Consider the following 24,817-nt stretch of genomic DNA (forward strand, 5'->3'; position numbering starts at 1 on the left):
GCCCTGCATGAAGGATTTTTCGTGACCATTCCCGCACCTCCCGGCGATCAGAGACCCGGCGATCAGAGACCCGGCGACCCAAGACCCGGCGACCAGATACCTGCCGGGCAGGAGCCCCCCGCCCAGGACCCGAAGAGCCAGGAGCCGGAGAGCAAGGAGCCGGCGAGCAAGGAGCCGGAGAGCCAGGAGCCGACCGGCCAAGAGCCCCTCGCTCAGGGCCAGGCCGCACAAGATCAGACCGCTCAGGACCCGGCGAGTCAGGAGCCCGTCGCCCAGGAGCAGGCCGGCCAGGAGCCCGCCGCCCAGGAGCAGGCCGGCCAAGCCCCCTGGGGTCCCCCGCCTCCCGGATCGGCGCCCGCGCCCTGGCCGCAGTACCCGCCACCGCCCCCGTCCCCATCCTCCTCCCCGTACGCGCACCCGTACCCCTACCCGGTGCCGCCACCGCCGGACCGTAACGCCATGGGCGTGGCCTCCCTGGTGCTCGGTCTGGCCGGTGTCGCTCTCGGTCTGGCCGTCGTCCTGTTCTGGATGTCGTGGCTGCCGGCCCTGCTCGCCGTGATCTTCGGCTTCATCGGGCTGAGCCACGCGCGCAAGGGGCTGGCGACCAACAAGGGGATGGCGCTGGCCGGCGTGATCCTGGGCGGGGCCGGTCTGCTGATCGCGGCCGGCCTCGGGACGCTCGCCGTGGTGGGGCTGAAGATGGAGGCCGACGACGCTCGCGCGAAGAAGGCGGCGGACAGGGCGGCGGTGGCCGAGGAGAAGGACCGGCAGGCGCGGGAGAAGGAGCGCGAGGAGCGCGAGGAGCGGGCCAGGCACCTGGCCTTCGGCGAGGCGTACACGTTCAAGAACGGCCTCAAGGTCACGGTGGCCAAGCCCGAGCCCTTCGTACCGGACGAGTTCGCGTTCGGCCACACGAAGGGGAACAAGGCGATCCAGGTGACGATCACGGTCGTCAACACGGGCAAGGAGCGGCTCTCGATCGAGTCGGGGCTGCCCAGAGTCAACGACGCCGACGGGGCCTCCACGGAGATGGTGATCGACGGAAGCGGCCGCCAGAAGGTTCTCAGCGGCTACGTACTCCCCGGCAGGGAAGCCGTGGGTAAGTACGCCTTCTCCCTTCCGCCCGACGCCGCCGACAAGGTCGAGGTCGAGTTCACCCCCGACGCGGGAGAGTGGGAGGACTCCTACTGGTCAGGACCCAACTGACGCGCCGCGCCGCGCGCCCCGGCCTCACGCGCCCCGGCCTCACGCGCCCCGGCCGAATGCGGGCGGACCGGCCTGCGCGGCGGGCCCCGTAGTCGCCGGGGCCCGCCCCGCACGTGCACCGAAACGGGCGTACGGACGTAGCGGATGTACAGCTGTAACGGATGCACAGCCGTACGGCCGTAAAGCCGTCAGCGCTTGTCGTCGGGGCCCTTGGTGTCGGCCTCCGCCTCGGCCTGCTTGGCCTGGACCTCGGGGTCGAGGGTGGCGCCCGCGCTGCCGTCGACGGCGGTGAGCGGGGTGCGGTCGGAGACCTCGGTGGGGGCCGGGGGCTCCACGAGCCAGTCCGGGTTGGCCTGCTTGTCCCACCACTTCCAGACGGCCGCGGCGCCGCCCGCCAGCACTCCGAGTACCAGCAGCCGCTTCGCGAACTTGCCGGTACGGGCGCGGCGGGCGCGCTTCTTGGCGAGCTTGTCGATGTCGGCGGCCGAGACCTGGCCGCGGAGCGCCGCGATGGCCGCGCTGCCGCGGGCCACGGCCTCGTCCCGTACGGGTTCGGCGGCGGCGCGGGCCCGCAGCGCCGCCTGGTCGACCTTGGGCGGCAGGGCCTCGCGGGCGTGCTCGATCCGGGGGGCGAGGTGGGCGCGGTACTGCTCGCCGGCGGTGGAGCGGGCCTGGTGCGCGGCGGTCGACACCTTGGGCGCGAGCCGTGCGCGCGCCTCGTGCGCAAAGTGCGCGGCGGTGTCCTTGGCCGTGCCGGCGTAGGGCGCCACCACATCCGCGGCGTGCCGCACGCTGTCCTTGGCCGTGCCGGTCGCGGCTCGCACGCTGTCCTTGCGGGTCACGGTTCCTCCTCCTCGGTGGCGTGTCCGGGGGCTTGGCGTTTGTCCCCAATGAATGCAGTATCTGTCGCCTGTCCCCGCGAATGAAGATCATGCCTGTCCGGCGGCCTGACGGCATGTGCGGGCGGGCATCCGGGGCATAAGGAGCTTCGGCTGACGATGCCACGGTTGGCGGCCGGGCGCGCCCCTTCGGCGACTACTCGCGGTGGGAAGCGACGGATAAGCGCCGAGGAGGTGTCCGAAGACGCCCTTAGGCGGCGGTCGGGCGACGTCCGCGCGCGTCCGTGCGAGGATCGGGGAACGTCAGTGAAGTCTATGGAAGGTAGATCGTGGCCGAGCAGCTCTACGCCACCCTGAAGACCAACAACGGTGACATCGTGATCCGGCTGCTGCCGGACCACGCGCCCAAGACGGTCAAGAACTTCGTCGAGCTCGCCGAGGGCACTCGCGAGTGGACCAACCCGGAGACCGGCCAGAAGTCCACGGACAAGCTGTACGACGGCACGATCTTCCACCGTGTCATCAGCGGGTTCATGATCCAGGGCGGTGACCCCCTGGGCAACGGCACCGGCGGCCCCGGCTACAAGTTCGCGGACGAGTTCCACCCCGACCTCTCGTTCAACAAGCCGTACCTGCTGGCCATGGCCAACGCGGGCCCGGGCACCAACGGCTCGCAGTTCTTCCTCACGGTCTCCCCGACCACGTGGCTGACCGGCAAGCACACCATCTTCGGCGAGGTCGTCGACCCGGCGAGCCAGAAGGTCATCGACGCCATCGCGGCCACGGACACCAACCCGCGCACGGACCGCCCGGTCAACGACGTCGTGATCGAGTCCGTCGTGGTCGAGCGCCGCGAGGGCTGAGCCCTCAGCGATAGCCGTAGCGGAAGCCGCGGCGGATCCGTAGCGGAAGCCGCGGCGGAATGCGTATCGGAATCCGCGGCGGAATCCGTACGGGAACCCAGCGCCCCGCCCGTCCGTAGAGAGGGGCGGGGCCTGCGTACGTACGCGAAGGCCGGAAGCCGACCGGCAGGGGGCAAGGGGCAAGGGGAGACGATGGAGGACCAGGCGGTCTGCTGCTACCGGCATCCGGACCGGGAGACGGGCGTGCGCTGCGTGCGCTGCGAACGGCCGATCTGCCCCGATTGCATGGTCAGCGCCTCGGTGGGCTTCCAGTGCCCCGAGTGCGTGAGCACCGGCTCGGGCACCGGGCAGTCCCCGCGGGCCAACACCCCGCGCACCGTCGCGGGCGGCGCCGTGACCGCCGACCCGCGCCTGGTCACCAAGGCCCTGCTGGGCGTCAACCTCGCGGTCTTCATCGCGGTGTATTTCGTGGGGGACTCCCTCACCGACGCCCTCACCTTGATCGGGAAGGCGTACGACCCGAACCTCCCCGGCGAGGTCGGCGTCGCCAACGGCCAGTGGTACCGGCTGCTGACCTCGATGTTCGCGCATCAGGAGATCTGGCACATCGGCTTCAACATGCTCTCCCTGTGGTGGCTGGGCCCGCCGCTGGAGGCCGCCCTGGGCCGCGCCCGGTTCCTCGCGCTGTTCCTGGTGGCGGGGCTCGGCGGCAACGCGCTGGCCTATCTGCTCTCGCCCCAGAACATGGGGACGCTCGGCGCCTCCGGGGCGATCTTCGGGATGCTGGGCGCCACCGCGGTGCTGATGCGGCGCCTCAACTACGACATGCGGCCGGTCATCGCGCTGCTCGCGCTGAACCTGCTCTTCACCTTCACCTTCGCCGGCATCTCCTGGCAGGCGCACCTCGGCGGACTGGTGGTCGGCACGGTGGTCGCGTACGGGATGGTGCACGCGCCCCGCGACAAGCGGGCCCTCGTGCAGTGGGGCACCTGCGCCCTGATGCTGCTCGTGATCGCCGCCGTGGTGATCGTACGGACCGTGCAGCTCAACGGCTGACGACGGCTGACGAGGTCTGACGACGGCTGACGCGGGCTGACCACGGCCGGTCTTGCCCCCTGCCCTCCCCGCCCTCTCCCCGTGCCCTCCCCGCCCTCATCCCTGCCTTGTCCCCGCGCCTCATCCCCGCGTTGTCCACAGAGAATGACCGATCTTGTGCACGCTGTGGGGAACTGCTGTTCGCGTCGTCCCCGATCCGCGTTTGCCCAGGAAGACGGCGGTGTGATCGTGCGCACGCAGAGCGGTCACCAGTCACACCGGCGTCAACGCCGGGGAAGTTATCCACAGATCTTCTGAGTTTTTCCCCAGTGTGGATGAGGGTGTGGATAACTCGGCGACAGGCTCAGGGCAGAGCCGTCGGCTGTATGGCCCAGCAGACCCCGGCACATGGCCCAGCGAGGGCGCGACGCCTGACCCCGCTGGCCCCGCTGACCCCGTACAGGCCCGGCCGGGCTACTTCCACTGGGTGGAGACCACGAACCCCGCGGCGATGAAGCCGAAACCGATCACGATGTTCCAGTTGTGCAGGGCCGAGATCGGCAGATCTCCGCGCGTCACATAGAAGACGACGATCCATGCCAGGCCCAGGGCGAACATCGCCAGCATCAGCGGGGCCACCCAGCGGCGCCCGCTGTTGAGCCTGACGTTCTGCTGCTTGGCCGCCGGCGGCGGGGTGAAGTCGTCCTTCTTGCGGATACGTGACTTCGGCACGAGGAACTCTCCTGTCGATGCGCTGCGTGACCGCGCGGGGTACAAAACTGTCCGCCGGAACGGGCGGCGGCGGGGGTCGCCGCCGTGCCCCGGCCGTCCGTTAGCGTAGTGCTTCCGCGGCGTCGGAGAGGATAAGGGTACGTTGAGCAATTCTGCCGACTCCACCAGCACCGGCCCCCGGCGTTTCCGGCCGGTCCGGCTGCTCACCGCCGGTGTCTTCGCGCTGGCCGGCCTCATCTTCTGGATGAGCTTCAACACCGCCCAGGGCACCGATCTGCGCACCGACGACTCGATGCTCCGCCTCTCCGACCTCATCCAGGAGCGCAGCCACAAGAACGCGACCCTCGACGAGAGCGCCGCGGGCGTGCGCGCCGAGGTCGACGCGCTGGCCCGGCGCGACAACGGCAGCTCGGACGCCGAGAACAAGCGCATCGCCGCCCTGGAGAAGAGCGCCGGCACCAAGCCGCTCACCGGCAGCGGCCTGAGCGTGACCCTCACCGACGCCCCGCAGGGCGCCACCGCCCGTATCCCCGGCGTCCCGGAGCCGCAACCCAACGACCTGGTCATCCACCAGCAGGACCTCCAGGGCGTCGTCAACGCCCTGTGGCGGGGCGGCGCCAAGGGCATCCGGATCATGGACCAGCGACTGATCTCCACCAGCGCCGTGCGCTGCGTGGGCAACACCCTCATCCTCCAGGGCCGCGTCTACTCCCCGCCGTACAAGGTGACGGCCGTCGGCGACCGCGACGCCCTGCGCAAGGCGCTGGACTCCACGCCCTCGATCCAGGACTACAAGCAGTACGTGACCGCGTACGGGCTCGGCTGGAAAGTCGACCAGCACGATGCGGTGACTCTTCCCGGCTACTCGGGCACAGTGGATCTCCACTACGCGAAGCCCGCGTCCTAGCCGCCGCCGTGCCCGCGGGCGGCGGGCGCGAGGCCCCAGCCGACGACGGGAGCGGCAGTGAAGGTGAACGCGCGTGTGATCGTCCGGACCTTCAGCGAGCTGTGCGTCACCGTCGGCACCCTGATCGTCCTGTTCGTCGTCTATGTCCTGTACTGGACCGGGGTGCGGGCCGACAGCGCCATGAACGGCGAGCTCGACCACCTCCAGGACAAGTGGTCCACCGGCTCCGTGTCGTCCGGCAGCGCGCGGCCGGGCCCGTCCGGGCAGCCGGGCCGGCCCACAGGGACGCCGAACCCGCCTCCGCAGCCCTCTTATAAAGAAGGCGAGTCGTTCGCGGTGATGTACATCCCGCGATTCGGGTCCGGCTGGTCCAAGCCCGTCCTGGAGGGCACCGGCGCCTCCGTGCTGAAGAAGGGCCTCGGCCACTACTCCGGCACCGCGCGCCTCGGCGAGACGGGCAACTTCGCGGTGGCCGGGCACCGCCGCACGTACGGCGATCCGTTCAAGGACTTCCCGGAGCTGCGCCCCGGCGACGCGGTGGTGGTGCGGGACGGGGCGACCTGGTTCACGTACCGCGTCGACCGCAGGCCGTACAAGACGCTGCCCTCCGACGTCGGCGTCGTCGACCCCGTGCCGCGGAAGTCGGGGTTCAAGGGGCCCGGCCGCTATCTCACCCTCACCACCTGCGAGCCCGAGTGGGGCCACAGCCACCGGCTGATCGACTGGGCGCATCTGGACGCGACCCAGCCGGTCGAGCGGGGCAAGCCCGCGGCTTTGCCCAGGTGACCCACCCGTCACAGGCACGGGCCTTACCCTGGTGCTGCACGTGCCGCCGCGACCCGTCGCTGCGGCGGGAATTCCGTCTTCGTCATCGGCAAGTAGGGACAGCATGTACGGCTGGATCTGGCGGCATCTGCCGGGCAACGCGTGGGTGCGGGCGCTGATCTCGCTCGTACTGGTGCTGGCGATCGTCTACGTGCTCTTCCAGTACGTCTTCCCCTGGGCGGAGCCACTGCTTCCGTTCAACGACGTGACGGTCGACAACGGAATGGCGGGTACGGCCCGGTGAGCGCTCGCATCCTGGTCGTGGACAACTACGACAGCTTCGTCTTCAACCTGGTCCAGTACCTCTACCAGCTCGGCGCCGAGTGCGAGGTGGTCCGCAACGACGAGGTCGAACTCGCGCACGCCGAGGACGGCTTCGACGGCGTGCTGCTCTCCCCCGGCCCCGGCACGCCCGAGCACGCGGGCGTCTGCGTCGACATGGTCCGGCACTGCGCGGCCGGCGGCATCCCGGTCTTCGGCGTGTGCCTGGGCATGCAGTCCATGGCGGTCGCCTACGGCGGCGTCGTCGGACGCGCCCCCGAGCTGCTGCACGGCAAGACCTCGTCCGTCACCCACGAGGGCGTCGGCGTCTTCCACGGCCTGCCGTCGCCGTTCACCGCCACCCGGTACCACTCGCTGGCCCTCGAACAGGGCACGGTGCCGGACGAGTTGCAGGTCACGGCCCGTACGGACACGGGCATCGTGATGGGGCTCAGACACCGCGACCTGCCGGTGGAGGGCGTGCAGTTCCACCCCGAGTCGGTGCTCACGGAGTGGGGGCACCTGATGCTCGCCAACTGGCTGGTGATGTGCGGCGACGAGGCCGCCGTGGACCGCTCGGCGGGGCTCGCGCCGGTGGTGGGCAAGGTCGGCGCGTGACCGCACTCCGCCCCGAGCGTGAGGGCGCCGCGCAGGGCGCCCAGGAGCCCGTGCCGCCGTACGACCCGTACGAGGACACCGGCGCGTTCGCGGCGGCCGTCGAACTGCTCGACGACCCGCTGAACGACCCGCTGCCGGGGCGGCCGGCGCCGCCGCCCGCCCCCGCCCCGGAACGGGAGAGCCGGCCCCGGCACCAGCGCCCCCAGGAGCCGCAGCGGCCCCAGGAGCCCGTACAGCCGCAAGCACGGGACGTACGCGCGCAGGAGCCCGTACGAGCACAGGAGCCCGTACGAGCACAGGAACCCATACGCGCGCAGCAGCCCGTACCCGCCCACGAGCCCTCACCCGCCCACGAGCCCGTACGCCCGCAGGCGTCCCCTCCCCGGCGGCAGGCCGCGCGGCCGCTGCCGCCCGAGCGGCCCGCGGAGACCCAGGGCTCGCCCTGGTTCCGCCCCCACGACCAGCCGGAGCCGGCCGCGCCGAGGCCGCCCGTGCACAGCCGCGCCCCGCGGCCGGCCCCGCGGCCGGCCCCGCCCTCGCCTCCCGACGGCGGGACCCTGACCCTCGACCTCGGCCCGGACTTCGCCGCGGCGGCCGACCCGCGCCGCGGGGGCGATGAGGGGGCGGTGGACGACAGGACGGTCGCGCTGCGGCGGATCGACGCCGACGCGCCCCTCACGGCGGCGGCTGCGGACGAAGTGACGACGCCGCAGCCCGGTGGCCGGGCCGCCCGGCGCAAGGCCGCCCAGGACGCCGCCAAGCGCGCCGGCCGGGGCCGCCGTACGCCCACGCCCTCCCCGGCCCCCGCGCCCGAGAGTTCGACGGCCGCGCCGCGCACCAGGCTGGAGGCGCGCCGCGCGCAGCGGGCCCGCAAGGACAGCCCCGGCGTGATCGTGAGCCGGCTGCTCGGCGAGGGTTTCATCACGATCGGCGTGCTGATGCTGCTCTTCGTGACGTACCAGCTGTGGTGGACGAACGTGATAGCCCATCAGCAGGCGGGCGGCGCCGCGAACAGCCTCCAGCACAAGTGGGACGAGGGCGACGGCGACGACCGGAGCGCGGGCGCGTTCTCGCCCGGCCAGGGGTTCGCGATCATCTACATCCCGAAGCTGGACGTGAAGGCGCCGATCGCGGAGGGCATCAGCAAGCCGAAGGTCCTCGACCGCGGCATGGTCGGCCACTACGCCGACGGCGCGCTGAAGACCGCGATGCCGTGGGACAAGAAGGGCAACTTCGCGCTCGCCGGGCACCGCAACACCCATGGCGAACCGTTCCGTTACATCAACCAGCTCAAGCCGGGCGACAAGGTCGTCGTGGAGACGAAGAGCGCGTACTTCACGTACGAGATGACGAGCGCGCTGCCGCAGACCTCGCCGGCCAACACCGGCGTCATCCGCCCGGTGCCCACGGGGTCCGGTTTCACGAAGCCCGGCCGGTACATCACGCTCACGACCTGCACGCCGGAGTTCACCAGTACGTATCGAATGATCGTCTGGGGCAAGATGGTCGACGAACGGCCGCGCGGCAAGGGCAAGCCGGACGCGCTCGTCGAGTGACACCGGCCCGGCGGCCCGGCGGCGGGCGTACGGGCCGTTCGGCGGGGCGGTACATCCAACGGGGCCGACAGACCAGCGAATCAGTGAACAAGGGGTACGAGCGCCGTGGCACGGACCGAGCACGACGAGCCGCGACCGGCAGCGCGCCGCGGCCGAGGGCGGATCGCCGCCACCGTCAGCTTCATCGGCGAACTGCTGATCACCGCGGGCCTGCTGCTGGCCCTGTTCGTTGTCTACTCGCTGTGGTGGACGAACGTGCTCGCCGACCGCGAGGCGTCCCGCCAGGGCCACCACGTCCGCGACAACTGGGCCAAGGGCGGCCCGGGCGCGCTGAACACCAAGGACGGCATCGGCTTCCTGCACGTACCGGCCATGAAAAACGGCGAGGTCCTCGTAAAGAAGGGGACGAATACCGGCACGCTCAATGAGGGGGTCGCCGGGTTCTACACCTCTCCGGTGAAGTCGGCGATGCCGTGGGACAAGAAGGGCAACTTCACGCTGGCCGCGCACCGCGACGGGCACGGCGCGAAGTTCCACAACATCGACAAGCTCAAGGACGGCGACGCGGTCGTCTTCGAGACGCGCGACGTCTGGTACGTCTACAAGGTCTACGCCGAGCTGCGCCAGACCTCGAAGTACAACGTCGAGGTCATCGACCAGGTCCCCAAGGAATCCGGCAAGAAGAAGCCCGGCCGCTACCTGACGCTGACGACCTGCACCCCCGTCTACACCTCCGACTACCGCTATGTCGTCTGGGCGCAGCTGGAGCGTACGGAGAAGGTCGACGCCCGGCGCACGCCCCCGGCGGAGCTGCGGTAACAGCCCCTCCGACGAAAGGCCCCGGCGCCCTCCCCCAGAACTTCGGGGAGGGCGCCGGGGCCTTTCTCAAGCGTCGGGCGGCTCGGGTCTCAGGCGCGCCTAGTGGTGATGGCGGCCCTTCCCCTTCCCGATGAGGTCGTGCCACAGCGGGGAGTCGTTCCCGTCGCCGTCGCTGTCCCCCCAGTCGCCCGAACCGGGCGTGGTGGTCAGCGAGACCGTCTGGCCCTTGCTGACCTGGGCGCCGGGGAGCGGGTTGGACATGGCCACGGTCGCGTCGTCGTCCTGGGGGCCGGAGACGCCGCCGAGGGTCAGCTGCGCGTCGCTGATCTCCTTCTTGACGTCCTTGAGCTTCTTGCCGAGCAGCGAGGGCATCGCGAACTTCTCGGCGGCCTTGGCGACGGTCAGGGTGACCGTCGAGTTCGGCTGCGCCTGGGTGTTGCCGTCCGGGCTCTGCTTGATGACGGTGCCCGCCGGCTGGTCCGACTCCTGCTCCTGCTTCTGCGGGGTGAAGCCGACGTCGGTGAGCTGCTTGCTCGCGTCCTCCCAGCTCTTGCCGACCACCGGCGGGACCGTCTTGGTCTGCGGGGCCTGGGCGATGGTCAGGGTGACCGTCGCGCCCTTCTCCTGCTTGGAGCCGGAGGCCGGGTCCTGATTGAGGACCGTGTTGGGAGTCTTCTCGGACTCCTCCTGCTTCTGCTCGACCTTGAAGCCCTTGTCCTTCAGGGTGGACGTCGCGTCGTTCAGGGAGAGCCCGGTGACCGGCGGCACTGAGACCTTCTCGACACCCTTGGACATGACGACCTTGACCTCGCCGTCCCGGTCGACCTTGGAGCCGGCTTCCGGGGTCTGGGTGCAGACCGTGCCCTTCTTCTGGTCCTCGCAGAACTTCGAGCCGCTCTCGACGACCTTGAAGCTGCCGTTCTCACCCATCTGCTTGGCCTTCGCCAGCGTCTCGCCCGCGAGCGCCGGCACCGGCACCTGGGCGTCGTTGTGGTTCTTGCTCATGAGGGCCTTGCCGATGAAGATGGCGCCGATGAGCACCAGGATGCCCGCGGCGATCAGCAGGATCGTCGAGACGCGGCTCTTCTTGCCGCCGCTGCTGCCGCGCCGCCGGTCCGGGCGGTCGTCGTACCCGCCGTAGCCGCCGTCGTCGTCGCGCAGCGGCGGCAGCATGGAGGTCTGGCCCATGGCCGGGTCCTGGGGGCGGAGCATCGCGGTCGGCTGGTCCTCGCCGTAGCCGACCGCGCCCATGGCGGCGGTGGCGGCGACGGGCTGGCCGTCGAGGGCCGCCTCGATGTCGGCGCGCATCTCGTCGGCCGACTGGTAGCGGTAGTCCGGGTCCTTGGTGAGCGCCTTCAGCACGATCGCGTCCATCTCGGGCGTGATCTCGGGGTCGAAGTTGCTCGGCGGCTGCGGCTCCTCCCGTACGTGCTGGTAGGCGACGGCCACCGGGGAGTCGCCGACGAACGGGGGCCGGACGGTGAGCAACTCGTACAGCAGGCAGCCGGTGGAGTAGAGGTCGCTGCGCGCGTCGACCTGCTCGCCCTTGGCCTGCTCGGGGGAGAGGTACTGGGCGGTGCCGATGACGGCGGCGGTCTGCGTCATGGTCATGCCGGAGTCGCCCATGGCGCGGGCGATGCCGAAGTCCATGACCTTGACCTGCCCGGTGCGCGTCAGCATGACGTTGGCGGGCTTGATGTCGCGGTGGACGATGCCGGCGCGGTGCGAGTACTCCAGGGCCTGGAGGACCCCGATGGTCATCTCCAGGGAGCGCTCGGGCAGCAGCTTGCGGCCGGAGTGCAGGAGCTCGCGCAGGGTCGAGCCGTCGACGTACTCCATGACGATGTAGGGGATGGAGACGTTGTCGACATAGTCCTCGCCGGTGTCGTAGACGGCGACGATCGACGGGTGGTTGAGCGAGGCGGCGGACTGTGCCTCTCGGCGGAACCGGGCCTGGAAGGACGGGTCGCGGGCCAGATCCACCCGCAGGGTCTTCACAGCCACGGTGCGGCCGAGCCGGGTGTCATGGGCGAGGTAGACCTCCGCCATGCCACCGCGGCCGAGCACCGAGCCCAGCTCGTACCGGCCGCCGAGGCGACGCGGCTCTTCCATAGATCCAGCCCTCTCCGTCAATCCTGACCGCACCGGTGTGGGGTCCGGCGGTGTGCTGTCCGGGCATACCGTACCCGGCGCGCCTGTAGTGATCCGGGCGCGACCGTCACCCGATATCAGACCGGTACCGCCACGTGCGGCGCTCGGTTGCGGGGGTGACCGGGGTCACTTCTCTGTCTTGAGTACCGCCTCCATGACCGCCTTCGCGACGGGCGCGGCGAGCTTGCCGCCCGCGATGTCGTCGCGCAGGGTGTCGGAGCTCTCGATGACGCACGCGACGGCGACCGGGGAGCCCTTGTCGGTCTTGGCGTAGGAGACGAACCAGGCGTACGGGTTGGCCTTGTTGTTCTCGCCGTGCTGGGCGGTACCGGTCTTGCCGCCGACCGTGACGCCGGGGATCTTGCCGGCTTTGCCGGTGCCCTCCTCGACGACGTTCTCCATCATCTCCTGCAGCTTCTGGGCGTTGGCGCTGGAGAGCGGCCGGCTCCTCTCCTTGGGCTCCGTCTGCTCGATGACGTTGAGGTTCGGCGCCCGCAGCTTGTCGACCATGTACGGCTGCATGAGCTTGCCGTTGTTGGCGATCGCCGCCGTGACCATGGCCATTTGCAGCGGACTCGCGGTGGTGGACGCCTGGCCGATACCGGCCATGGCGTTCTGCGGCCGGTTGTCCTTGGGGTACTTGGACTCGGCGGCACGCGTCGGCGTGTCGACCTTGTCGTCGTTGAAGCCGAACTTCTCGGCTTCCTTCTTCATCGTCGCGTTGCCCAGGTCGGCGCTGATCTTGCCGAAGACGGTGTTGCAGGAATACTGGAGCGCCACCTTCATCGTGGCGTTCTCACACGGGATGTTGCCCTCGTTGGGCAGCGGCTGCTTGTTCGTGTCGGGCAGGTAGTACGGCAGCGGCGACTTCGTGGGCTCGTCGATGCTGCTGTAGAGACCGTTCTCCAGCGCCGCCGACGCGGTGACCAGCTTGAAGGTGGAGCCGGGCGGATAGGTCTCCTGCAGCGCCCGGTTGAGCATCGGCTTGTCGCCCGTGTCCGGCGACAGCTTCTTCCACATCTCCTCGTCCTTCTTGCCGCTGCCCGCGATCACGGACGGGTCGAACGACGGGGTGGAGGCCAGCGCGAGGATCTTGCCGGTGCGCGGGTCGAGGGCGGCGACGGCGCCCTTGTTCTTGCCGAGGCCCTTGAACGCGGCCTCCTGCGCCTTGGTGTTGAGGGTGGTGACGACGTCGCCGCCCTTCTTGCCCTTGCCGGTGATCATGTCGATGGTGCGGTTGAAGAAGAGCCGGTCGTCCTCGCCGGTGAGGATCTTGTCCTCCAGCTTCTCGATCCCCCGGCCGTCGTAGACCTGCGAGGCGAAGCCCGTGACGGGCGCCCACATCGGGCCGTCCTTGTACGTCCGCTTGTACTTGAAGTCGAGGCTGTCGGTCTTCGTGGAGCCGGTGATGCGCTGGCCGTCGACGATGATGTCGCCGCGCGGCTTGCTGTAGGTGGCGATCGTGACGCGGCGGTTGTGCTTGTGGTTCTTGAGCTCGTCGGCCTGGACGAACTGCACCCAGTTGTCACGGACCAGCAGCGCGAGGACCAGCAGTCCACAGAAGATCGCGATACGGCGCAGGGGTTTGTTCACGGTCGGACCACCTGGGTCATCTCGGCGTCGGGGGACGGGGCGGGGGCCGGAGCCGGTCTGCGGGCGGTGTCGCTGATCTTCATGAGGATGGCGATCAGGGCCCAGTTGGCGATCACGGACGAGCCGCCCTGGGCGAGGAACGGCATGGTCATACCGGTCATCGGGATGAGGCCCATGACGCCGCCCGCGACGACGAAGACCTGGATGGCGAAGGCGGCGGACAGGCCGACGGACAGCAGCTTGCCGAAGGGGTCGCGGGCGGCGAGTGCGGTGCGTACGCCGCGCTCCACGATCAGCCCGTAGACCAGCAGCATCGCCATCGTGCCGGCCAGCCCGAGCTCCTCGCCGACGGTGGCGAAGATGAAGTCGGAGTTGGCGGCGAAGCTGATGAGGTCGGAGTGGCCCTGGCCCCAGCCGGTGCCGAAGACGCCGCCGGAGCCGAAGGCGAAGAGCGACTGGGCGATCTGCTCGGTGCCCTGGCGGGTCGTGAAGACGTCGAAGGGGTGCAGCCAGGCCATCACGCGGACGTGCACGTGCGGCTCGAAGGTGCCGATGACCGCGGCGCCGCCGACGGACATCAGCAGACCGAAGACGATCCAGCTGGTGCGCTCGGTGGCGACGTACAGCATGACGACGAACATGCCGAAGAACAGCAGCGAGGTGCCGAGGTCGGTCTCGAAGACCAGGATGAGCAGCGACAGCACCCAGACGACGATGATCGGTCCGAGGTCGCGGCCGCGCGGCAGGTACAGGCCCATGAAGCGGCGGCTGGCCAGCGCGAGGGCGTCCCGCTTGACCATGAGGTAACCCGCGAAGAAGACCGCCAGGATGATCTTGGCGAACTCGCCGGGCTGGATGGAGCCGAGACCGGGGAGCGTGATCCAGATCTTGGCGCCGTTCTTGCCGGGGAAGAAGATCGGGGCGACCAGCAGGATCAGCGCGACCACCATGGAGATGTAGGTGTAGCGCTGGAGGATCCGGTGGTCCTTGAGGAAGATCAGGACGGCCACGAACAGGGCGATCGCGATGGCCGAGAACAGCAGCTGGTTGGGGGCCGACGCCTGGAAGGTGAAGCCCTGGGCCTTGGCGGTGCGCGCGAGCCGCTCGGACTGGTCCAGCCGCCAGATCAGTACGAGGCCGAGCCCGTTGAGCAGCGTCGCCAGCGGCAGCAGCAGCGGGTCGGCGTACGGGGCGAACTTGCGGACCACGAGGTGGCCGACGCCCGCGAGGAGGCCGAGCCCGACGCCGTAGCCGAGCATGCCGGAGGGCATCTCGTTGCTGAGCGCGAGGCCCACGTTGGCGTAGGCGAAACACGGGATGACGACGGCGAAGACCAGCAGGGCCAGTTCGGTGTTGCGCCTGCTGGGCGGCCCGATCGTGCTGATCGTGGTGGTCGCGGTGGTGGTGGCGCTGCTCATCGGTAGACGGCCCCCTATGCCTTTACTGCTGGCTGCTGCTGCACTGTGGGACCAACTTCTGCTCTTCCTCGCTCAGAGTGGGGCCGGGGGTGGGCGTCGGGGTGGAGTTGAGGCGGGTGCCGCTCTGGTTCGTCCCGTGCAGCGGCTTGGAGCCGACGGTCCCGCCCGCCTTGTCCTTCTCCGACTTCTCCTTGTCGGCCTTCTCCTGTTTCTCCTTCTGCTTCTTCGCCTCGGCCTCGGCCTTCTTGCGCTCGTCGAGCTTCTTGCAGGCGCCGGCGACCAGGCCGAGCTCCTTGGCCTTCTGCTCGGCCTGGTCGCGGTCGGCCATCGTGATGGTGTCCTGCACGCGGCTGCGCTGGTCGACCGGGAGGTACTTGAGTTCGATCTCGGGATGGTCCTGGTAGACCTTGTTCAGCTTGAACCAGGCGAGGTCCTGGCTGACGCCCTGGTAGACCGCGAGGTGCTGGTCCTTGGCGCCCACGTAGTACTGCGACTGGGTCCAGCGGTAGCCGCCGTACAGGCCGCCGCCGACGATGCCGAGCACCACCAGGGTGATCAGCGAGCGCTTGAGCCATTTGCGGCCCGCGGAGGGTTTGACGTAGTCGTCGTCGGCGTAGTCGTCGTAGGCCCCGTCGGAGGGCTGGCCGTCCTGCTGGTCGCCGCTGCCCGGCGGCCCGAAACCGCCGGGCTGCGACGGTACGGGCCGGTTGGCGCGGCCGAGCTCGGCCGCGCGGCCGGCGGGCGTCTGCATGGCGGCGCCGCCGTCGCCCATCTGGAGCTGGTTCTCGGCGACCGCGCCCACGATGACGGGGGTGTCGTTGAACTGGCTCGTGTGCGCCTCGCCGCTGTCGACGTCGAGGACGTCGGCGACGATGCAGGTGATGTTGTCGGGCCCGCCGCCGCGCAGGGCGAGCTCGATGAGCATCTGCACGGTCTCGTGCGGGCCCTGGTAGCTGGCGAGGGTCTCCTCGATCGTCTGGTGGCTGACGACCCCGCAGAGACCGTCGGAGCAGATGAGGTAGCGGTCCCCGGCCCGCACCTCCCTGATGGACAGGTCGGGCTCGACGTGGTCGCCGCTGCCCAGCGCGCGCATCAGCAGGGAGCGCTGCGGGTGGGTGGTGGCCTCTTCCTCGGTGATGCGGCCCTCGTCGACGAGGCGCTGCACCCAGGTGTGGTCCTGGGTGATCTGGGTGAGGACGCCGTCGCGCAGCAGGTACGCGCGCGAGTCGCCGACGTGTACGAGGCCGAGGCGCTGGCCGGTCCAGAGCAGGGCGGTGAGCGTGGTGCCCATGCCTTCGAGCTGGGGGTCCTCCTCGACCATGACGCGCAGCTGGTCGTTGGCGCGCTGCACGGCGGTGCCGAGCGAGGTGAGAATGTCCGAGCCCGGCACGTCGTCGTCGAGCGTGACGAGGGTGGAGATCACCTCGGAGCTGGCGACCTCGCCGGCCGCCTGGCCGCCCATGCCGTCGGCGACGGCGAGCAGCCGGGGGCCGGCGTAACCGGAGTCCTCGTTGCCCTCCCGGATCATGCCCTTGTGCGATCCGGCGGCGAAACGCAGTGACAGACTCATGCGCACCTCGCCCGTCGGCTCCGGGAACAGCCCCTTTGCTGCCACGCTGCCCACCCTCCGGTCGTCATGGTCCTACTACTTCCGCAGCTCGATGACGGTTTTGCCGATGCGGATCGGCGCGCCGAGCGGGATCGGGGTCGGGGTGGTCAATCGGGTCCGGTCCAGGTACGTGCCGTTGGTGGAGCCGAGGTCCTCGACGATCCACTTGCCGTCCCGGTCCGGATAGATCCTGGCATGCCTGCTGGAGGCGTAGTCGTCGTCGAGGACGATCGTGGAGTCGTGGGCGCGGCCCAGCGAGATGGTCTGGCCCTGGAGCGCGACGGTGGTGCCGGCCAGGGTCCCTTCGGAGACGACGAGCTTGCTGGGGGCGCCGCGGCCGCCCCCCTTGGCCCGCCGCCCGCCGGACTGCTGGCGCTGCTGCGGCGGCGTGGCGGCGGTCTGCGCCGCGGCCCCCCGCTGCGGCTGCCGGTCCTGGGCGCCGCGGCGCGAACCGCGCTGGGTCACCCGCGTGCCGAACAGATCGCTGCGGATGACCTGGACGGCCACGATGACGAACAGCCACAGTACGGCGAGGAAACCCAACCGCATGACCGTGAGGGTCAGCTCTGACATTGCCCCCGCTTCACCCTTCGGCTTGCCGGTAAACGATGGTGGTACTGCCCACGACGATCCGCGAGCCGTCGCGGAGCGTAGCGCGGGTGGTGTGCTGCCCGTCCACCACGATGCCGTTTGTGGACCCCAGGTCCTGAATTGTCGCGGGGGTGCCGACCCGGATCTCGCAGTGCCTGCGGGAGACGCCCGGGTCGTCGATGCGTACGTCCGCCTCGGTGCTGCGGCCCAGTACGAGCGTGGGCCGGGAGATCTGGTGGCGGGTGCCGTTGATCTCGATCCAGCGGCGGGTCTGGCCGCTCGGCAGGGGGCCGGCGCCGGGCGCGCCCGTACGGGGCACGGGGCGGGCGGCCGAGGGGGGCGGTGCCGAGGGCATGGGGGGCGCGCCGGTTGGCTGCGCGGGGTATCCGCCGCCGTGGCCGGAGCTCGCCCCGGAGCGCGGGGCGGTGGCCCGCTCCGCGTACGGATTGTTGTCGGTCGGCGGCTGCTGGCTCTCGCTGGAGGCGAGGGTGCGGCTGCGGACCCGGTAGAGGCCGGTGTCGAGATCGTCGGCCTTCTCCAGGTGCACCCTGATGGTGCCCATGAAGGTGTAGCGCTGCTGCTTGGCGTAGTCGCGCACCATCCCGGACAGCTCGTCGCCGAGCTGGCCGGAGTACGGGCTCAGCCGGTCGAAGTCCGGGGTGCTGAGCTCGACGATGAAGTCGTTGGGCACGACGGTGCGGTCGCGGTTCCAGATGGTGGCGTTGTTGTCGCACTCACGCTGAAGCGCGCCCGCGATCTCGACGGGCTGCACCTCGGACTTGAATACTTTGGCGAAGGTGCCGTTCACGAGACCCTCGAGACGCTGCTCGAAGCGCTTCATAACTCCCACCGGGCACCTCCTTCCTCGGTGTCGGGCCGAGTGTCGTCCTGATACTGCTTACTGATCGTATCCACGCGTCGTGGAAACGGCTGGTTCCCCTTTGAAGCCAGGAGTGACGAGTGTCGCGTTCCGTGGCCGTCTCCGCGAGGTTCCACTAGGGATCGTAGAGGCGGCCCCAAGTCAGTGTCCCGCAACCGGGGTGGTCGTCGGCGGAGCGGTCGCTCGACAAGGGATGTGAATCCACCCCCACCGGCGTGCTAATCTTCTGGATGTCGGAAGGCGCTCGCACCAGACCCGAACAGGCCAGTTCGGAAGCTGTGAGAGAGTCTGAGGACAGCACCCATGCGCGGGTGGCGGAATAGGCAGACGCGCTGGATTCAGGTTCCAGTGCCCGAAAGGGCGTGGGGGTTCAACTCCCCCCTCGCGCACGTATCAGTGATACGGGTCTCATCGGTCGGCGAAAGTCACCGATGGGGCCCGTTTCTCGTTGTCCGGGACCGTTGCCGGGACCGATGCCCCCCTTCGCGGGTCTCTGCGGTTCTCTGTGGGTCTCTGTGGGGCGCGCCCGCGACCGTATCGCTTTCATTGTTGGCGGGAATCTTTCTCTCCTGCGGGGGCATGGCCGGATCGCCGCATGTCGGCGGGGCCGCGGTGGGAGCATCGACCTGTAGTCGCACTGGGGCGCTGCGTGAGGCGTCAAGTCGCGTTGGGCGTGCGGTTGGAGCGCCGCTGGTTCGGACTTCGCCGATTCGGGTGCGTGGAGAGCCTCGTCGTCTGTGACCGGAGTACCGGAGTGGGGGACGATGTGGCGTTGGGCCAGGCGTCTTGGCTGACGGAATGGGTCCTGCCCGCGGCGGTGTGCGCGGGGGTGGCGTGGGTGGGCCTGGTCTACCGCTTCCGTGAGGACGGGCGCCTGCTCGGTACGGTCCGGTCGGCGGCGCTGGCGGTCGCCGTCGTGCTGTGGACCTCCGGGGTGGCGGCGCTGGCCAGCGGTTTTCTGCTGCCGCACGCGTCAAGCGTGCCGCCGATCGCGGTGGGCGCGGTGGCCGGTTCCGGTGTGGTCCCCAGGGGGCGCGGCGAGCAGACGAGCGGGCGCGCGCTGCTGGCCGTACTCACGCTGGGCGACTCGCTGCTGCTCGCCAGCCTCGCGCGCCGGCTGCAGGCCGACCGGGCCGACTGGTGCGACCGGCTGGTCCTCGGCTTCCACGACTGCTGGGACCTCGACGTCTTCTCCGACGAGGTCAAGCGGCACCTGCTGATGCGCGTCGATGTGCGCGGGCGTACGCAGCGGAGCCGCAGCAGCATCCGGCGCGAGATCACCGACCGCTACAAGGACGTGCAGACGGCGGCGCAGAAGTGGGCCAAGGCCGAGACGGACATCGGCAAGACCTGCCTCCAGCAGTGCCGGCCGCGCACCCGCGAGGAGGAGCGGCGCGCGAAGCGGGCGTTCGGGGAGGCCGAGCAGTACTGCCGGCATCTGCTGGAGCTGGCGCACACGCATGGGAAGCGCAGCAGCGATCGGAAGATCGCCGAACTGAGAGCGCGGCATCTGCCGATGCGGCACCCGATGGCCCTGCCCGGCGTTCCGGGACCCCGCAGACGCACCCTGGCGGGCCTGCTGCGGCACCGGCGCTGACCGACCTGAGCCGCCGGACGGCGGCGCGGCGCGGGGGAGGCTTGAGCGGGCCGTATGTGGGCGAGTCCGGACGTGGGTGAGCCCGGACGGCCATGCTCGTAAGCCCGTAAGCCCGTAAGCCCGTAAGCCCGTAAGCCCGTAAGCCCGTATTGCTGCGGCTGCGGCTGCGGCTGGCGGCAGGTGCTCAGCGGTAGGTCGGCACGAAGCGCCGGGCAGGATCGGCCTCGGGCACGGATGCCGTCGCGTTCGGATTATCCGTCGGCGAAGGGTCGTAGAACGATATCTCCACATGGGCGTTGAGGGACTCCGCGACCGCGGCCAGTGACCGCAGGGTGAGATTCTCGTCGCCGGAGAGGATCTGACTGACCCGTCCGGGGGATACTCCCAAACAGTCGGCCAGGTCCTTGCGGGTCATGCCGCGCTCCGCGAGCAGCCCGGCCAGGGACGCCGTGGCCTGTCTCGCCAGACGGGCGCCCGCCAGCTCCGCGGCACGACCGTGCTCGGCACTGTTTCGCCAGGCCATGGCGTACCCCCAAGAAGCTAGGTGGACTCTGGCGTCCTCGTCTCTAGAAGGATGCCACCTTTAGGCATGGCTAAAAGCTTAGTTTCAGCTAAAGATTGCGCCACCGTCGCCGATCACCGCCCGCCACCCCGCGCTGACCAGCGGCTACGGGGTGACCGACGGTTTTCGGTCATTCTCAACTCTGCGGCTGCGCAGCGGAGTCGGCGTGGCGGGCGGCCAGTTCCCGGCCCTTCGCGGCGGCGGCTTCGAGGGCCGCGGCGCGGGACTTCTCCGCGAGCGGCACGAGGTCGGCCATCGCGGGGTTGACGTGGGCGAGGGTCAGCTCCGGGACGATGAAGTCGACCTCGGCGCCGAACATGGTGAACACCTTCTCCAGGTAGTTCTGCACGAACTCGAAGCCCTCGCGCGGGGTGCCGGGGGCGTACGAGCCGCCGCGGCTGGCGACGACGGTGATCGGGGTGCCCGCGATGGGCTGCTTGTCCCCCGCGGTGCGGCCCATGATGATCACCTGGTCCAGCCAGGACTTGAGCGTGGAGGGGATCGTGAAGTTGTACATGGGTGCGCCTATGAGGATCGCGTCGGCGGCTTCGAGCTCCTCGACGAGCTCGGTGCGCAGGGCGGCGGCGGCCTGCTGGGCGGGGGTGCGCTCGGCCGGGTCGACGGAGCCGGCGGACGCGGCGACGGCGTCGAAGTGCGGCACCGGGGCGGCGTCGAGGTCGCGGTAGACGACCGTGCCGTCGGGGTGCTCGGCCAGCCAGGCGTCGCGGAAGGCGGCGGTGACGGTGCGGGAGGCCGAGGACTCGGCGGGGAAGACGGACGAGTCGATGTGCAGCAGCGTGGCCATGGGGGCTCCAGAGCGGGTTGGGCGTGGGTGGATGGTGGTGTCGGTGGTGTCGGTGGTGGCGCGGATCTGCGTTGACGCGGTTCGGCGCCGGTGCGGTTCGGTGCTTGCCCGGTTGGTGCTTGCCCGGTTCCGCGTGCGTAACTATTGATAGCACAGCAGCTTACTTTTCTACAGTCCCATACGGGAAAGCAGTACCCTGTCCGTATGGCGGACCGTGGGGAGCAGCAGTGCAAGAGCGTCGATGTGGGGATGACGCGTGTCTTCGAGCTGTTCGGCAAGCGCTGGACGGGGCTGATCGTGGCCACGCTGATGCCGGGGGAGGTGCACTTCGCCGAGTTGCGGCGGGCGATTCCGGGGATCAGTGAGCGCATGCTCTCGGACCGGCTCACGGAGCTGGCCGGGGCCGGGCTGGTGCTGCGGGAGGTCGACGCCGGGCCGCCGCTGCGCGTCGCCTACCGGCTGACCGCCGCGGGCGAGGCGCTGGAGCCCGCGCTCAAGGAGCTGGGGCGGTGGGCGGAGGAGCACCTGGCCGACGGGGGCGGGTGTCCGGGGCGGCCGCAGTAGCCCCGCGGGGCTTTCAGGGACTTTCGGGGGCTTTCGGGGCTTCGGGGTCCTCCGGTGAGCCGCTCACTCCATCGCTTCCTGGGCGGCGTTGTAGCGCAGCAGGTAGGAGGCGAAGCGGTCGAGGTCGGCCTCGTCCCAGTCGGCCAGGCGCTCGTGGAAGGCGACGCGGCGGCTGGCGGTGACGTTGCCGAGCATCTCGGCGCCCGCGGCCGTGAGGTGCAGCACCTGTACGCGGTGGTCGTCGGGGTCGACGCGGCGCTCGACGAAGCCGAGCCGCTCCAGCGCCGAGACCTGCCGGCTGACCGTGGACTTGTCCAGCAGGTAGTGCGCGGCGAGGTCGGTCGCGCGGCATCCCCGCTGGTCCTCCAGGTGGGCCAGGAGCGTGAAGGAGACGAGCGAGAGCTCGGGGTGCATTCGGGCGGCCGTGGCGCGGGCCCGTCGGGCGAACGCGGTCATCTCGCGCTGGATCGTCTCTACGGAGTCGTCTCGATGGGTCACGGGGCTGCCTTTCGTTCAGCTGGTTGTATAGTACAACCTGAAGTAAGAGTTGTAGAAGCCAACTACTGGGTCGGCTGCCAGGCCGGCCGTTAGAGAAGTCCGACGTCGACGTCAGAGAAGACCGACGTCTGAGAAGTCCGACGTCATAGAAGACCGATGTCAGAGAAATCCGAAATCCCGAGCAGAAGTCCGGGAAGTAGTCCGAGAAGGCCGCCCATGAGTTCCGCCCACCGCGCCGTTCCGGCCGGTCCGGCCCGCCGTTCCGGCGACGCCGCCGCCCTGCGCCACGTCCTCACCCATCTGATCACCCCGCTGCTGATGTGCGTAGGCATGGGATTCGCCTATCTGGGCGCCTTCGCGCACCCGGCGCCGCACCGGCTGCCCGTGGCGGTCGTCGGCTCCGGGCCGGCCGAGCGGGTGCTGGCGCAGACGCTCAACGACAAGTCGGGCGGCGATCTCATGGTCCGTACGGTCGCCGACCGGGGCGAGGCGGTGCGGCAGCTCAAGCAGCAGGACGTCTTCGGCGCGTATGCCGCGGGCGCGGCGCCGGAGCTGCTGGTCGCCACGGCCGGGTCGGACACCACCGCCTCCGCCGTGCAGAAGGTCTTCACGCCCGTCGCCGCGGCGCAGGGCGCGCCGCTCAAGGTCACGGACGTCGTGCCGTCGTCCGAGGGCGACCCGACCGGGCAGGGCGTCTTCTTCCTGCTGGTCGCGGTCAGCATCGGCTCGTACGCCTCGGTCGCCGTGATCGGCGGGGCGGGCGGCGCGCTGCCGATGCGGCTGCGGGCGCTGCTGGCGGCCGGCATGTCGCTCGTGGTCAGCGTCATCGGCGCGCTGTTCGCGGGGCCGGTCTTCCACCTCGTCGACCGCGGGCTGTGGGGGGTGTGGGGCATGGCCTGGCTCTATTCGGCGGGGATTCTGCTGATCGGCACCGGCCTGCACGTCTTCCTCAAGCGGTGGACCACGCTCGGGGTGATGGCGCTCTTCGTGATGCTCAACTTCACGAGTTCCGGCGGGGTGTTCCGGCCCGAGCTGCAGAACGGGTTCTTCGCGGCGCTGCACTCCTTCTGGAACGGCGCGGGATTCCTGGAGGGCACGCGCAGCCTCGTCTACTTCGACGGCACCGGGCTGGGCGGGCATGTGTGGACGCTGGCGCTGTGGCTCGTCGCCGCGCTGGCGGTGCTCGGCGCGGCGGGGGCGGTGGAGTCGCGGCGTGCCGGGCGGTCCGCCGCGGATTCTTCGGTCGCGGATTCTTCGGCCGCGGACGGCCGGGCCGAGGGGGCTTCGGGACAGGCACGGGACGGTGCTGGAGAGGCGCGGGAGCGGCAGGAGCAGGAAGGGGCGGAAGAGGAGATGGAGGAGGCGGTCGGGGTCTGACCGTTGTCAGTGGGGAGCGGTACGGTCATGGACAGTTGACGTTGCGTGACGCTGTGCCATGGGGTGAAGGGGGAGGTGGCCGCGATGTCGCGACTGCCGTACGTACCGGGGTTCGCCCGGCTGGGAGGCAAGGGCCAAAGCGGCGCCGAATCGCCGAAGGCGGCGGGGAAGGCGCTGCGGGGGCGCGTGGCGCGGCGCGACCACGCCGCGCTGGAGATCGGGGCCGGGCGGCCGGGCGCGGTCGAGGCGGTCCAAGAGTCGAATGCCGGGCGGCTGCCGGAGCTGGTGCCGATCCGGGTCGGGCGGATGGCCGTCTCCCCGTTCGCCTTTCTGCGCGGCACGTCCGCGCTGATGGCGTACGACCTGTCGACCACGCCCGTCACCGGCGCGGGCGCGCAGATATGCGGGGACGCGCACGCCGCCAACTTCGGTCTGTACGGGGACGCGCAGGGCCGGCTCGTCATCGACCTCAACGACTTCGACGACACGGTGCACGGCCCGTGGGAGTGGGATCTCAAGCGGCTCGCGGCGTCGCTGGTGCTGGCCGGCCGGGAGACGGGCGCGGACGGCGACGCCTGTCGCGGCGCGGCGCGGGACGCCGTCGGCGCGTACCGGCGCACGATGCGGCTGCTGGCCGGGCTGCCCGCCGCCGACGCGTGGAACGCCGTCGCCGACGAGGAGTTCGTCTCGCACGCCGACGCGCGGGACCTGCAAGGCGCGCTGCGGCGCGTCGCCGACAAGGCGCGGCGCAACACCGGGGCCCGCTTCGCCGAGAAGTCGACGCGGCAACTCCCGGACGGCACGCTGCGGTTCGTGAACGCGCCGCCGGTGCTGCGGCGGGTCCCGGACGGCGAGGCGGCGGCCGTGGCCCAGTCGCTCGGCGGGTATCTGCGGTCGCTCCCGGAGGACCGGCTGCCGCTGCTGGGCCGGTACGCGGTGCACGATGTGGCGTTCCGGCTGGTCGGCACGGGAAGCGTCGGGCTGCGCTCGTACGTGGTGCTGCTCCTGGACCACCGGGGCGAGGCGGTGGTGCTCCAGGTGAAGGAGGCCAGGCGGTCGGCGCTGGCGCCGCATGTGGAGAAGGCCGGGTTCGTGATACCCGAGGCCGCGCACGAGGGGCGGCGCGTGGTGCGGGGGCAGCAGCGGATGCAGACCGTCAGCGACATGCTGCTGGGCTGGACGACGGTCGAGGGGCGCCCGTACCAGGTCCGGCAGTTCCGCAACCGCCAGGGAAGCGTGGACCCGGCCGCCCTCGAACCCGGCCAGATCGACGACTACGCGCGGATGACGGGCGCGCTGCTGGCGCGGGCGCACGCGCACAGCGTGGACCCGAGGCTGATCGGCGGGTACTGCGGCAAGAACGAGGAGCTGGACGAGGCGGTGGCCGCGTTCGCGGTGGCGTACGCGAACCGGGCGGAGGCGGACCACGCGGAGCTGGTGGAGGCGATACGGGACGGGCGCATCGCGGCTGAGATGGGGGTTTGAGGGGGCTTACGGGCTCTTCGGACGGT

24 protein-coding genes and 1 tRNA gene are annotated in these 24,817 nt (G+C 70.4%); 14 read left to right on the plus strand and 11 right to left on the minus strand.

Annotated elements, in window-relative coordinates:
- Positions 1-21 precede the first annotated feature (21 nt).
- Positions 22-1,206, plus strand: a complete 1,185-nt coding sequence (locus AB0I49_RS04330; protein WP_363225291.1) for a DUF4190 domain-containing protein — start codon at positions 22-24, stop codon at positions 1,204-1,206.
- Between the two features lie 188 nt (positions 1,207-1,394).
- On the opposite strand, the gene AB0I49_RS04335 is transcribed toward AB0I49_RS04330, so the two are convergent.
- Positions 1,395-2,048, minus strand: coding sequence for a DUF5324 family protein (locus tag AB0I49_RS04335; protein ID WP_363225292.1), 654 nt, complete (start codon positions 2,046-2,048; stop codon positions 1,395-1,397).
- 326 nt (positions 2,049-2,374) lie between these two features.
- Here AB0I49_RS04335 and AB0I49_RS04340 point away from each other — a divergent pair, with 326 nt between their 5' ends.
- Both AB0I49_RS04340 and AB0I49_RS04345 read left to right on the plus strand, forming a co-directional pair.
- A complete protein-coding gene (locus AB0I49_RS04340; protein ID WP_363225293.1) occupies positions 2,375-2,908 on the plus strand; it encodes a peptidylprolyl isomerase in 534 nt (177 codons plus the stop codon).
- Between the two features lie 192 nt (positions 2,909-3,100).
- Positions 3,101-3,964 (plus strand): rhomboid family intramembrane serine protease, encoded by an 864-nt coding sequence (locus tag AB0I49_RS04345; protein WP_363225294.1) that lies wholly within the window; start codon positions 3,101-3,103, stop codon positions 3,962-3,964.
- A 453-nt stretch (positions 3,965-4,417) separates the two neighbouring features.
- On the opposite strand, the gene crgA is transcribed toward AB0I49_RS04345, so the two are convergent.
- Positions 4,418-4,675, minus strand: coding sequence for a cell division protein CrgA (gene crgA / locus AB0I49_RS04350; RefSeq protein WP_363225295.1), 258 nt, complete (start codon positions 4,673-4,675; stop codon positions 4,418-4,420).
- 142 nt (positions 4,676-4,817) lie between these two features.
- Here crgA and AB0I49_RS04355 point away from each other — a divergent pair, with 142 nt between their 5' ends.
- The 6 genes from AB0I49_RS04355 (at position 4,818) to AB0I49_RS04380 (ending at position 9,661) form a co-directional block, all read left to right on the plus strand.
- Positions 4,818-5,582, plus strand: coding sequence for a DUF881 domain-containing protein (locus AB0I49_RS04355; protein ID WP_363225296.1), 765 nt, complete (start codon positions 4,818-4,820; stop codon positions 5,580-5,582).
- Positions 5,583-5,645: 63 nt separating this feature from the next.
- Complete coding sequence (locus tag AB0I49_RS04360; RefSeq protein WP_363225297.1) at positions 5,646-6,368, plus strand: class E sortase; 723 nt, start codon at positions 5,646-5,648, stop codon at positions 6,366-6,368.
- A 103-nt stretch (positions 6,369-6,471) separates the two neighbouring features.
- Positions 6,472-6,651 (plus strand): hypothetical protein, encoded by a 180-nt coding sequence (locus AB0I49_RS04365; RefSeq protein WP_030888691.1) that lies wholly within the window; start codon positions 6,472-6,474, stop codon positions 6,649-6,651.
- On the plus strand, positions 6,648-7,286 hold the full coding sequence (locus AB0I49_RS04370) for an aminodeoxychorismate/anthranilate synthase component II (RefSeq protein WP_363225298.1): 639 nt from the start codon (positions 6,648-6,650) through the stop codon (positions 7,284-7,286). Before AB0I49_RS04365 ends, AB0I49_RS04370 begins: the two co-directional genes overlap by 4 nt.
- Positions 7,283-8,842, plus strand: a complete 1,560-nt coding sequence (locus tag AB0I49_RS04375; RefSeq protein ID WP_363225299.1) for a class E sortase — start codon at positions 7,283-7,285, stop codon at positions 8,840-8,842. The genes AB0I49_RS04370 and AB0I49_RS04375 overlap by 4 nt, the downstream gene beginning before the upstream one ends.
- 105 nt (positions 8,843-8,947) lie before the next feature.
- Entirely contained in the window at positions 8,948-9,661 is a 714-nt protein-coding gene (locus AB0I49_RS04380; protein WP_363225300.1) for a class E sortase, read from the plus strand.
- A gap of 99 nt (positions 9,662-9,760) precedes the next feature.
- Here AB0I49_RS04380 and pknB read toward each other — a convergent pair whose 3' ends face one another.
- The 6 genes from pknB to AB0I49_RS04410 form a co-directional block, all read right to left on the minus strand.
- Positions 9,761-11,773: a Stk1 family PASTA domain-containing Ser/Thr kinase gene (gene pknB / locus AB0I49_RS04385; protein ID WP_363225301.1), complete on the minus strand. Its 2,013-nt coding sequence runs from the start codon at positions 11,771-11,773 to the stop codon at positions 9,761-9,763.
- Between the two features lie 165 nt (positions 11,774-11,938).
- Entirely contained in the window at positions 11,939-13,405 is a 1,467-nt protein-coding gene (locus AB0I49_RS04390) for a penicillin-binding protein 2 (protein WP_363225302.1), read from the minus strand.
- Entirely contained in the window at positions 13,402-14,823 is a 1,422-nt protein-coding gene (locus AB0I49_RS04395) for an FtsW/RodA/SpoVE family cell cycle protein (RefSeq protein ID WP_363225303.1), read from the minus strand. Before AB0I49_RS04395 ends, AB0I49_RS04390 begins: the two co-directional genes overlap by 4 nt.
- A gap of 22 nt (positions 14,824-14,845) precedes the next feature.
- The gene (locus AB0I49_RS04400) at positions 14,846-16,393 is read right to left on the minus strand and encodes a PP2C family serine/threonine-protein phosphatase (RefSeq protein WP_363225304.1); all 1,548 of its coding nucleotides are present in this window, start codon (positions 16,391-16,393) and stop codon (positions 14,846-14,848) included.
- A 75-nt stretch (positions 16,394-16,468) separates the two neighbouring features.
- On the minus strand, positions 16,469-17,005 hold the full coding sequence (locus AB0I49_RS04405; RefSeq protein ID WP_363225305.1) for an FHA domain-containing protein: 537 nt from the start codon (positions 17,003-17,005) through the stop codon (positions 16,469-16,471).
- 10 nt (positions 17,006-17,015) lie between these two features.
- Complete coding sequence (locus AB0I49_RS04410) at positions 17,016-17,873, minus strand: DUF3662 and FHA domain-containing protein (RefSeq protein ID WP_363225306.1); 858 nt, start codon at positions 17,871-17,873, stop codon at positions 17,016-17,018.
- 335 nt (positions 17,874-18,208) lie between these two features.
- On the opposite strand from AB0I49_RS04410, the gene AB0I49_RS04415 reads away from it, so the two are divergent.
- A tRNA-Leu gene (locus AB0I49_RS04415) sits at positions 18,209-18,292 on the plus strand.
- 365 nt (positions 18,293-18,657) lie between these two features.
- Positions 18,658-19,500 carry a hypothetical protein gene (locus AB0I49_RS04420; protein WP_363225307.1) on the plus strand — a complete coding sequence of 281 codons (843 nt, stop codon included), beginning with the start codon at positions 18,658-18,660 and terminating at the stop codon, positions 19,498-19,500.
- Positions 19,501-19,684: 184 nt separating this feature from the next.
- On the opposite strand, the gene AB0I49_RS04425 is transcribed toward AB0I49_RS04420, so the two are convergent.
- Together AB0I49_RS04425 and AB0I49_RS04430 are read right to left on the minus strand one after the other, a co-directional pair.
- Entirely contained in the window at positions 19,685-20,023 is a 339-nt protein-coding gene (locus tag AB0I49_RS04425; RefSeq protein WP_363225308.1) for a helix-turn-helix transcriptional regulator, read from the minus strand.
- Between the two features lie 175 nt (positions 20,024-20,198).
- Positions 20,199-20,867, minus strand: a complete 669-nt coding sequence (locus AB0I49_RS04430) for an NAD(P)H-dependent oxidoreductase (RefSeq protein WP_363225309.1) — start codon at positions 20,865-20,867, stop codon at positions 20,199-20,201.
- 204 nt (positions 20,868-21,071) lie between these two features.
- On the opposite strand from AB0I49_RS04430, the gene AB0I49_RS04435 reads away from it, so the two are divergent.
- The gene (locus tag AB0I49_RS04435) at positions 21,072-21,431 is read left to right on the plus strand and encodes a helix-turn-helix domain-containing protein (protein WP_363225310.1); all 360 of its coding nucleotides are present in this window, start codon (positions 21,072-21,074) and stop codon (positions 21,429-21,431) included.
- A 63-nt stretch (positions 21,432-21,494) separates the two neighbouring features.
- Here AB0I49_RS04435 and AB0I49_RS04440 read toward each other — a convergent pair whose 3' ends face one another.
- Entirely contained in the window at positions 21,495-21,929 is a 435-nt protein-coding gene (locus AB0I49_RS04440) for a MarR family winged helix-turn-helix transcriptional regulator (protein ID WP_363225312.1), read from the minus strand.
- Between the two features lie 216 nt (positions 21,930-22,145).
- Here AB0I49_RS04440 and AB0I49_RS04445 point away from each other — a divergent pair, with 216 nt between their 5' ends.
- Both AB0I49_RS04445 and AB0I49_RS04450 read left to right on the plus strand, forming a co-directional pair.
- On the plus strand, positions 22,146-23,306 hold the full coding sequence (locus AB0I49_RS04445; protein WP_363225313.1) for a hypothetical protein: 1,161 nt from the start codon (positions 22,146-22,148) through the stop codon (positions 23,304-23,306).
- Positions 23,307-23,390: 84 nt separating this feature from the next.
- Entirely contained in the window at positions 23,391-24,791 is a 1,401-nt protein-coding gene (locus AB0I49_RS04450; RefSeq protein ID WP_363225314.1) for a DUF2252 domain-containing protein, read from the plus strand.
- Positions 24,792-24,817: the final 26 nt, after the last annotated feature.

It is taken from the genome of Streptomyces sp. NPDC050617 (assembly GCF_040654795.1).
Taxonomy (GTDB): domain Bacteria; phylum Actinomycetota; class Actinomycetes; order Streptomycetales; family Streptomycetaceae; genus Streptomyces.

Bases quoted from the DNA above. Each gene is read 5' to 3' on its own strand.
- AB0I49_RS04345 (WP_363225294.1), top strand. From the start codon at position 3,101: ATGGAGGACCAGGCGGTCTGCTGCTACCGGCATCCGGACCGGGAGACG.
- AB0I49_RS04365 (WP_030888691.1), top strand. From the start codon at position 6,472: ATGTACGGCTGGATCTGGCGGCATCTGCCGGGCAACGCGTGGGTGCGG.
- pknB (WP_363225301.1), bottom strand. From the start codon at position 11,773: ATGGAAGAGCCGCGTCGCCTCGGCGGCCGGTACGAGCTGGGCTCGGTG.
- AB0I49_RS04395 (WP_363225303.1), bottom strand. From the start codon at position 14,823: ATGAGCAGCGCCACCACCACCGCGACCACCACGATCAGCACGATCGGG.
- AB0I49_RS04400 (WP_363225304.1), bottom strand. From the start codon at position 16,393: ATGAGTCTGTCACTGCGTTTCGCCGCCGGATCGCACAAGGGCATGATC.
- AB0I49_RS04405 (WP_363225305.1), bottom strand. From the start codon at position 17,005: ATGTCAGAGCTGACCCTCACGGTCATGCGGTTGGGTTTCCTCGCCGTA.
- AB0I49_RS04425 (WP_363225308.1), bottom strand. From the start codon at position 20,023: ATGGCCTGGCGAAACAGTGCCGAGCACGGTCGTGCCGCGGAGCTGGCG.
- AB0I49_RS04430 (WP_363225309.1), bottom strand. From the start codon at position 20,867: ATGGCCACGCTGCTGCACATCGACTCGTCCGTCTTCCCCGCCGAGTCC.
- AB0I49_RS04435 (WP_363225310.1), top strand. From the start codon at position 21,072: ATGGCGGACCGTGGGGAGCAGCAGTGCAAGAGCGTCGATGTGGGGATG.
- AB0I49_RS04445 (WP_363225313.1), top strand. From the start codon at position 22,146: ATGAGTTCCGCCCACCGCGCCGTTCCGGCCGGTCCGGCCCGCCGTTCC.
- AB0I49_RS04450 (WP_363225314.1), top strand. From the start codon at position 23,391: ATGTCGCGACTGCCGTACGTACCGGGGTTCGCCCGGCTGGGAGGCAAG.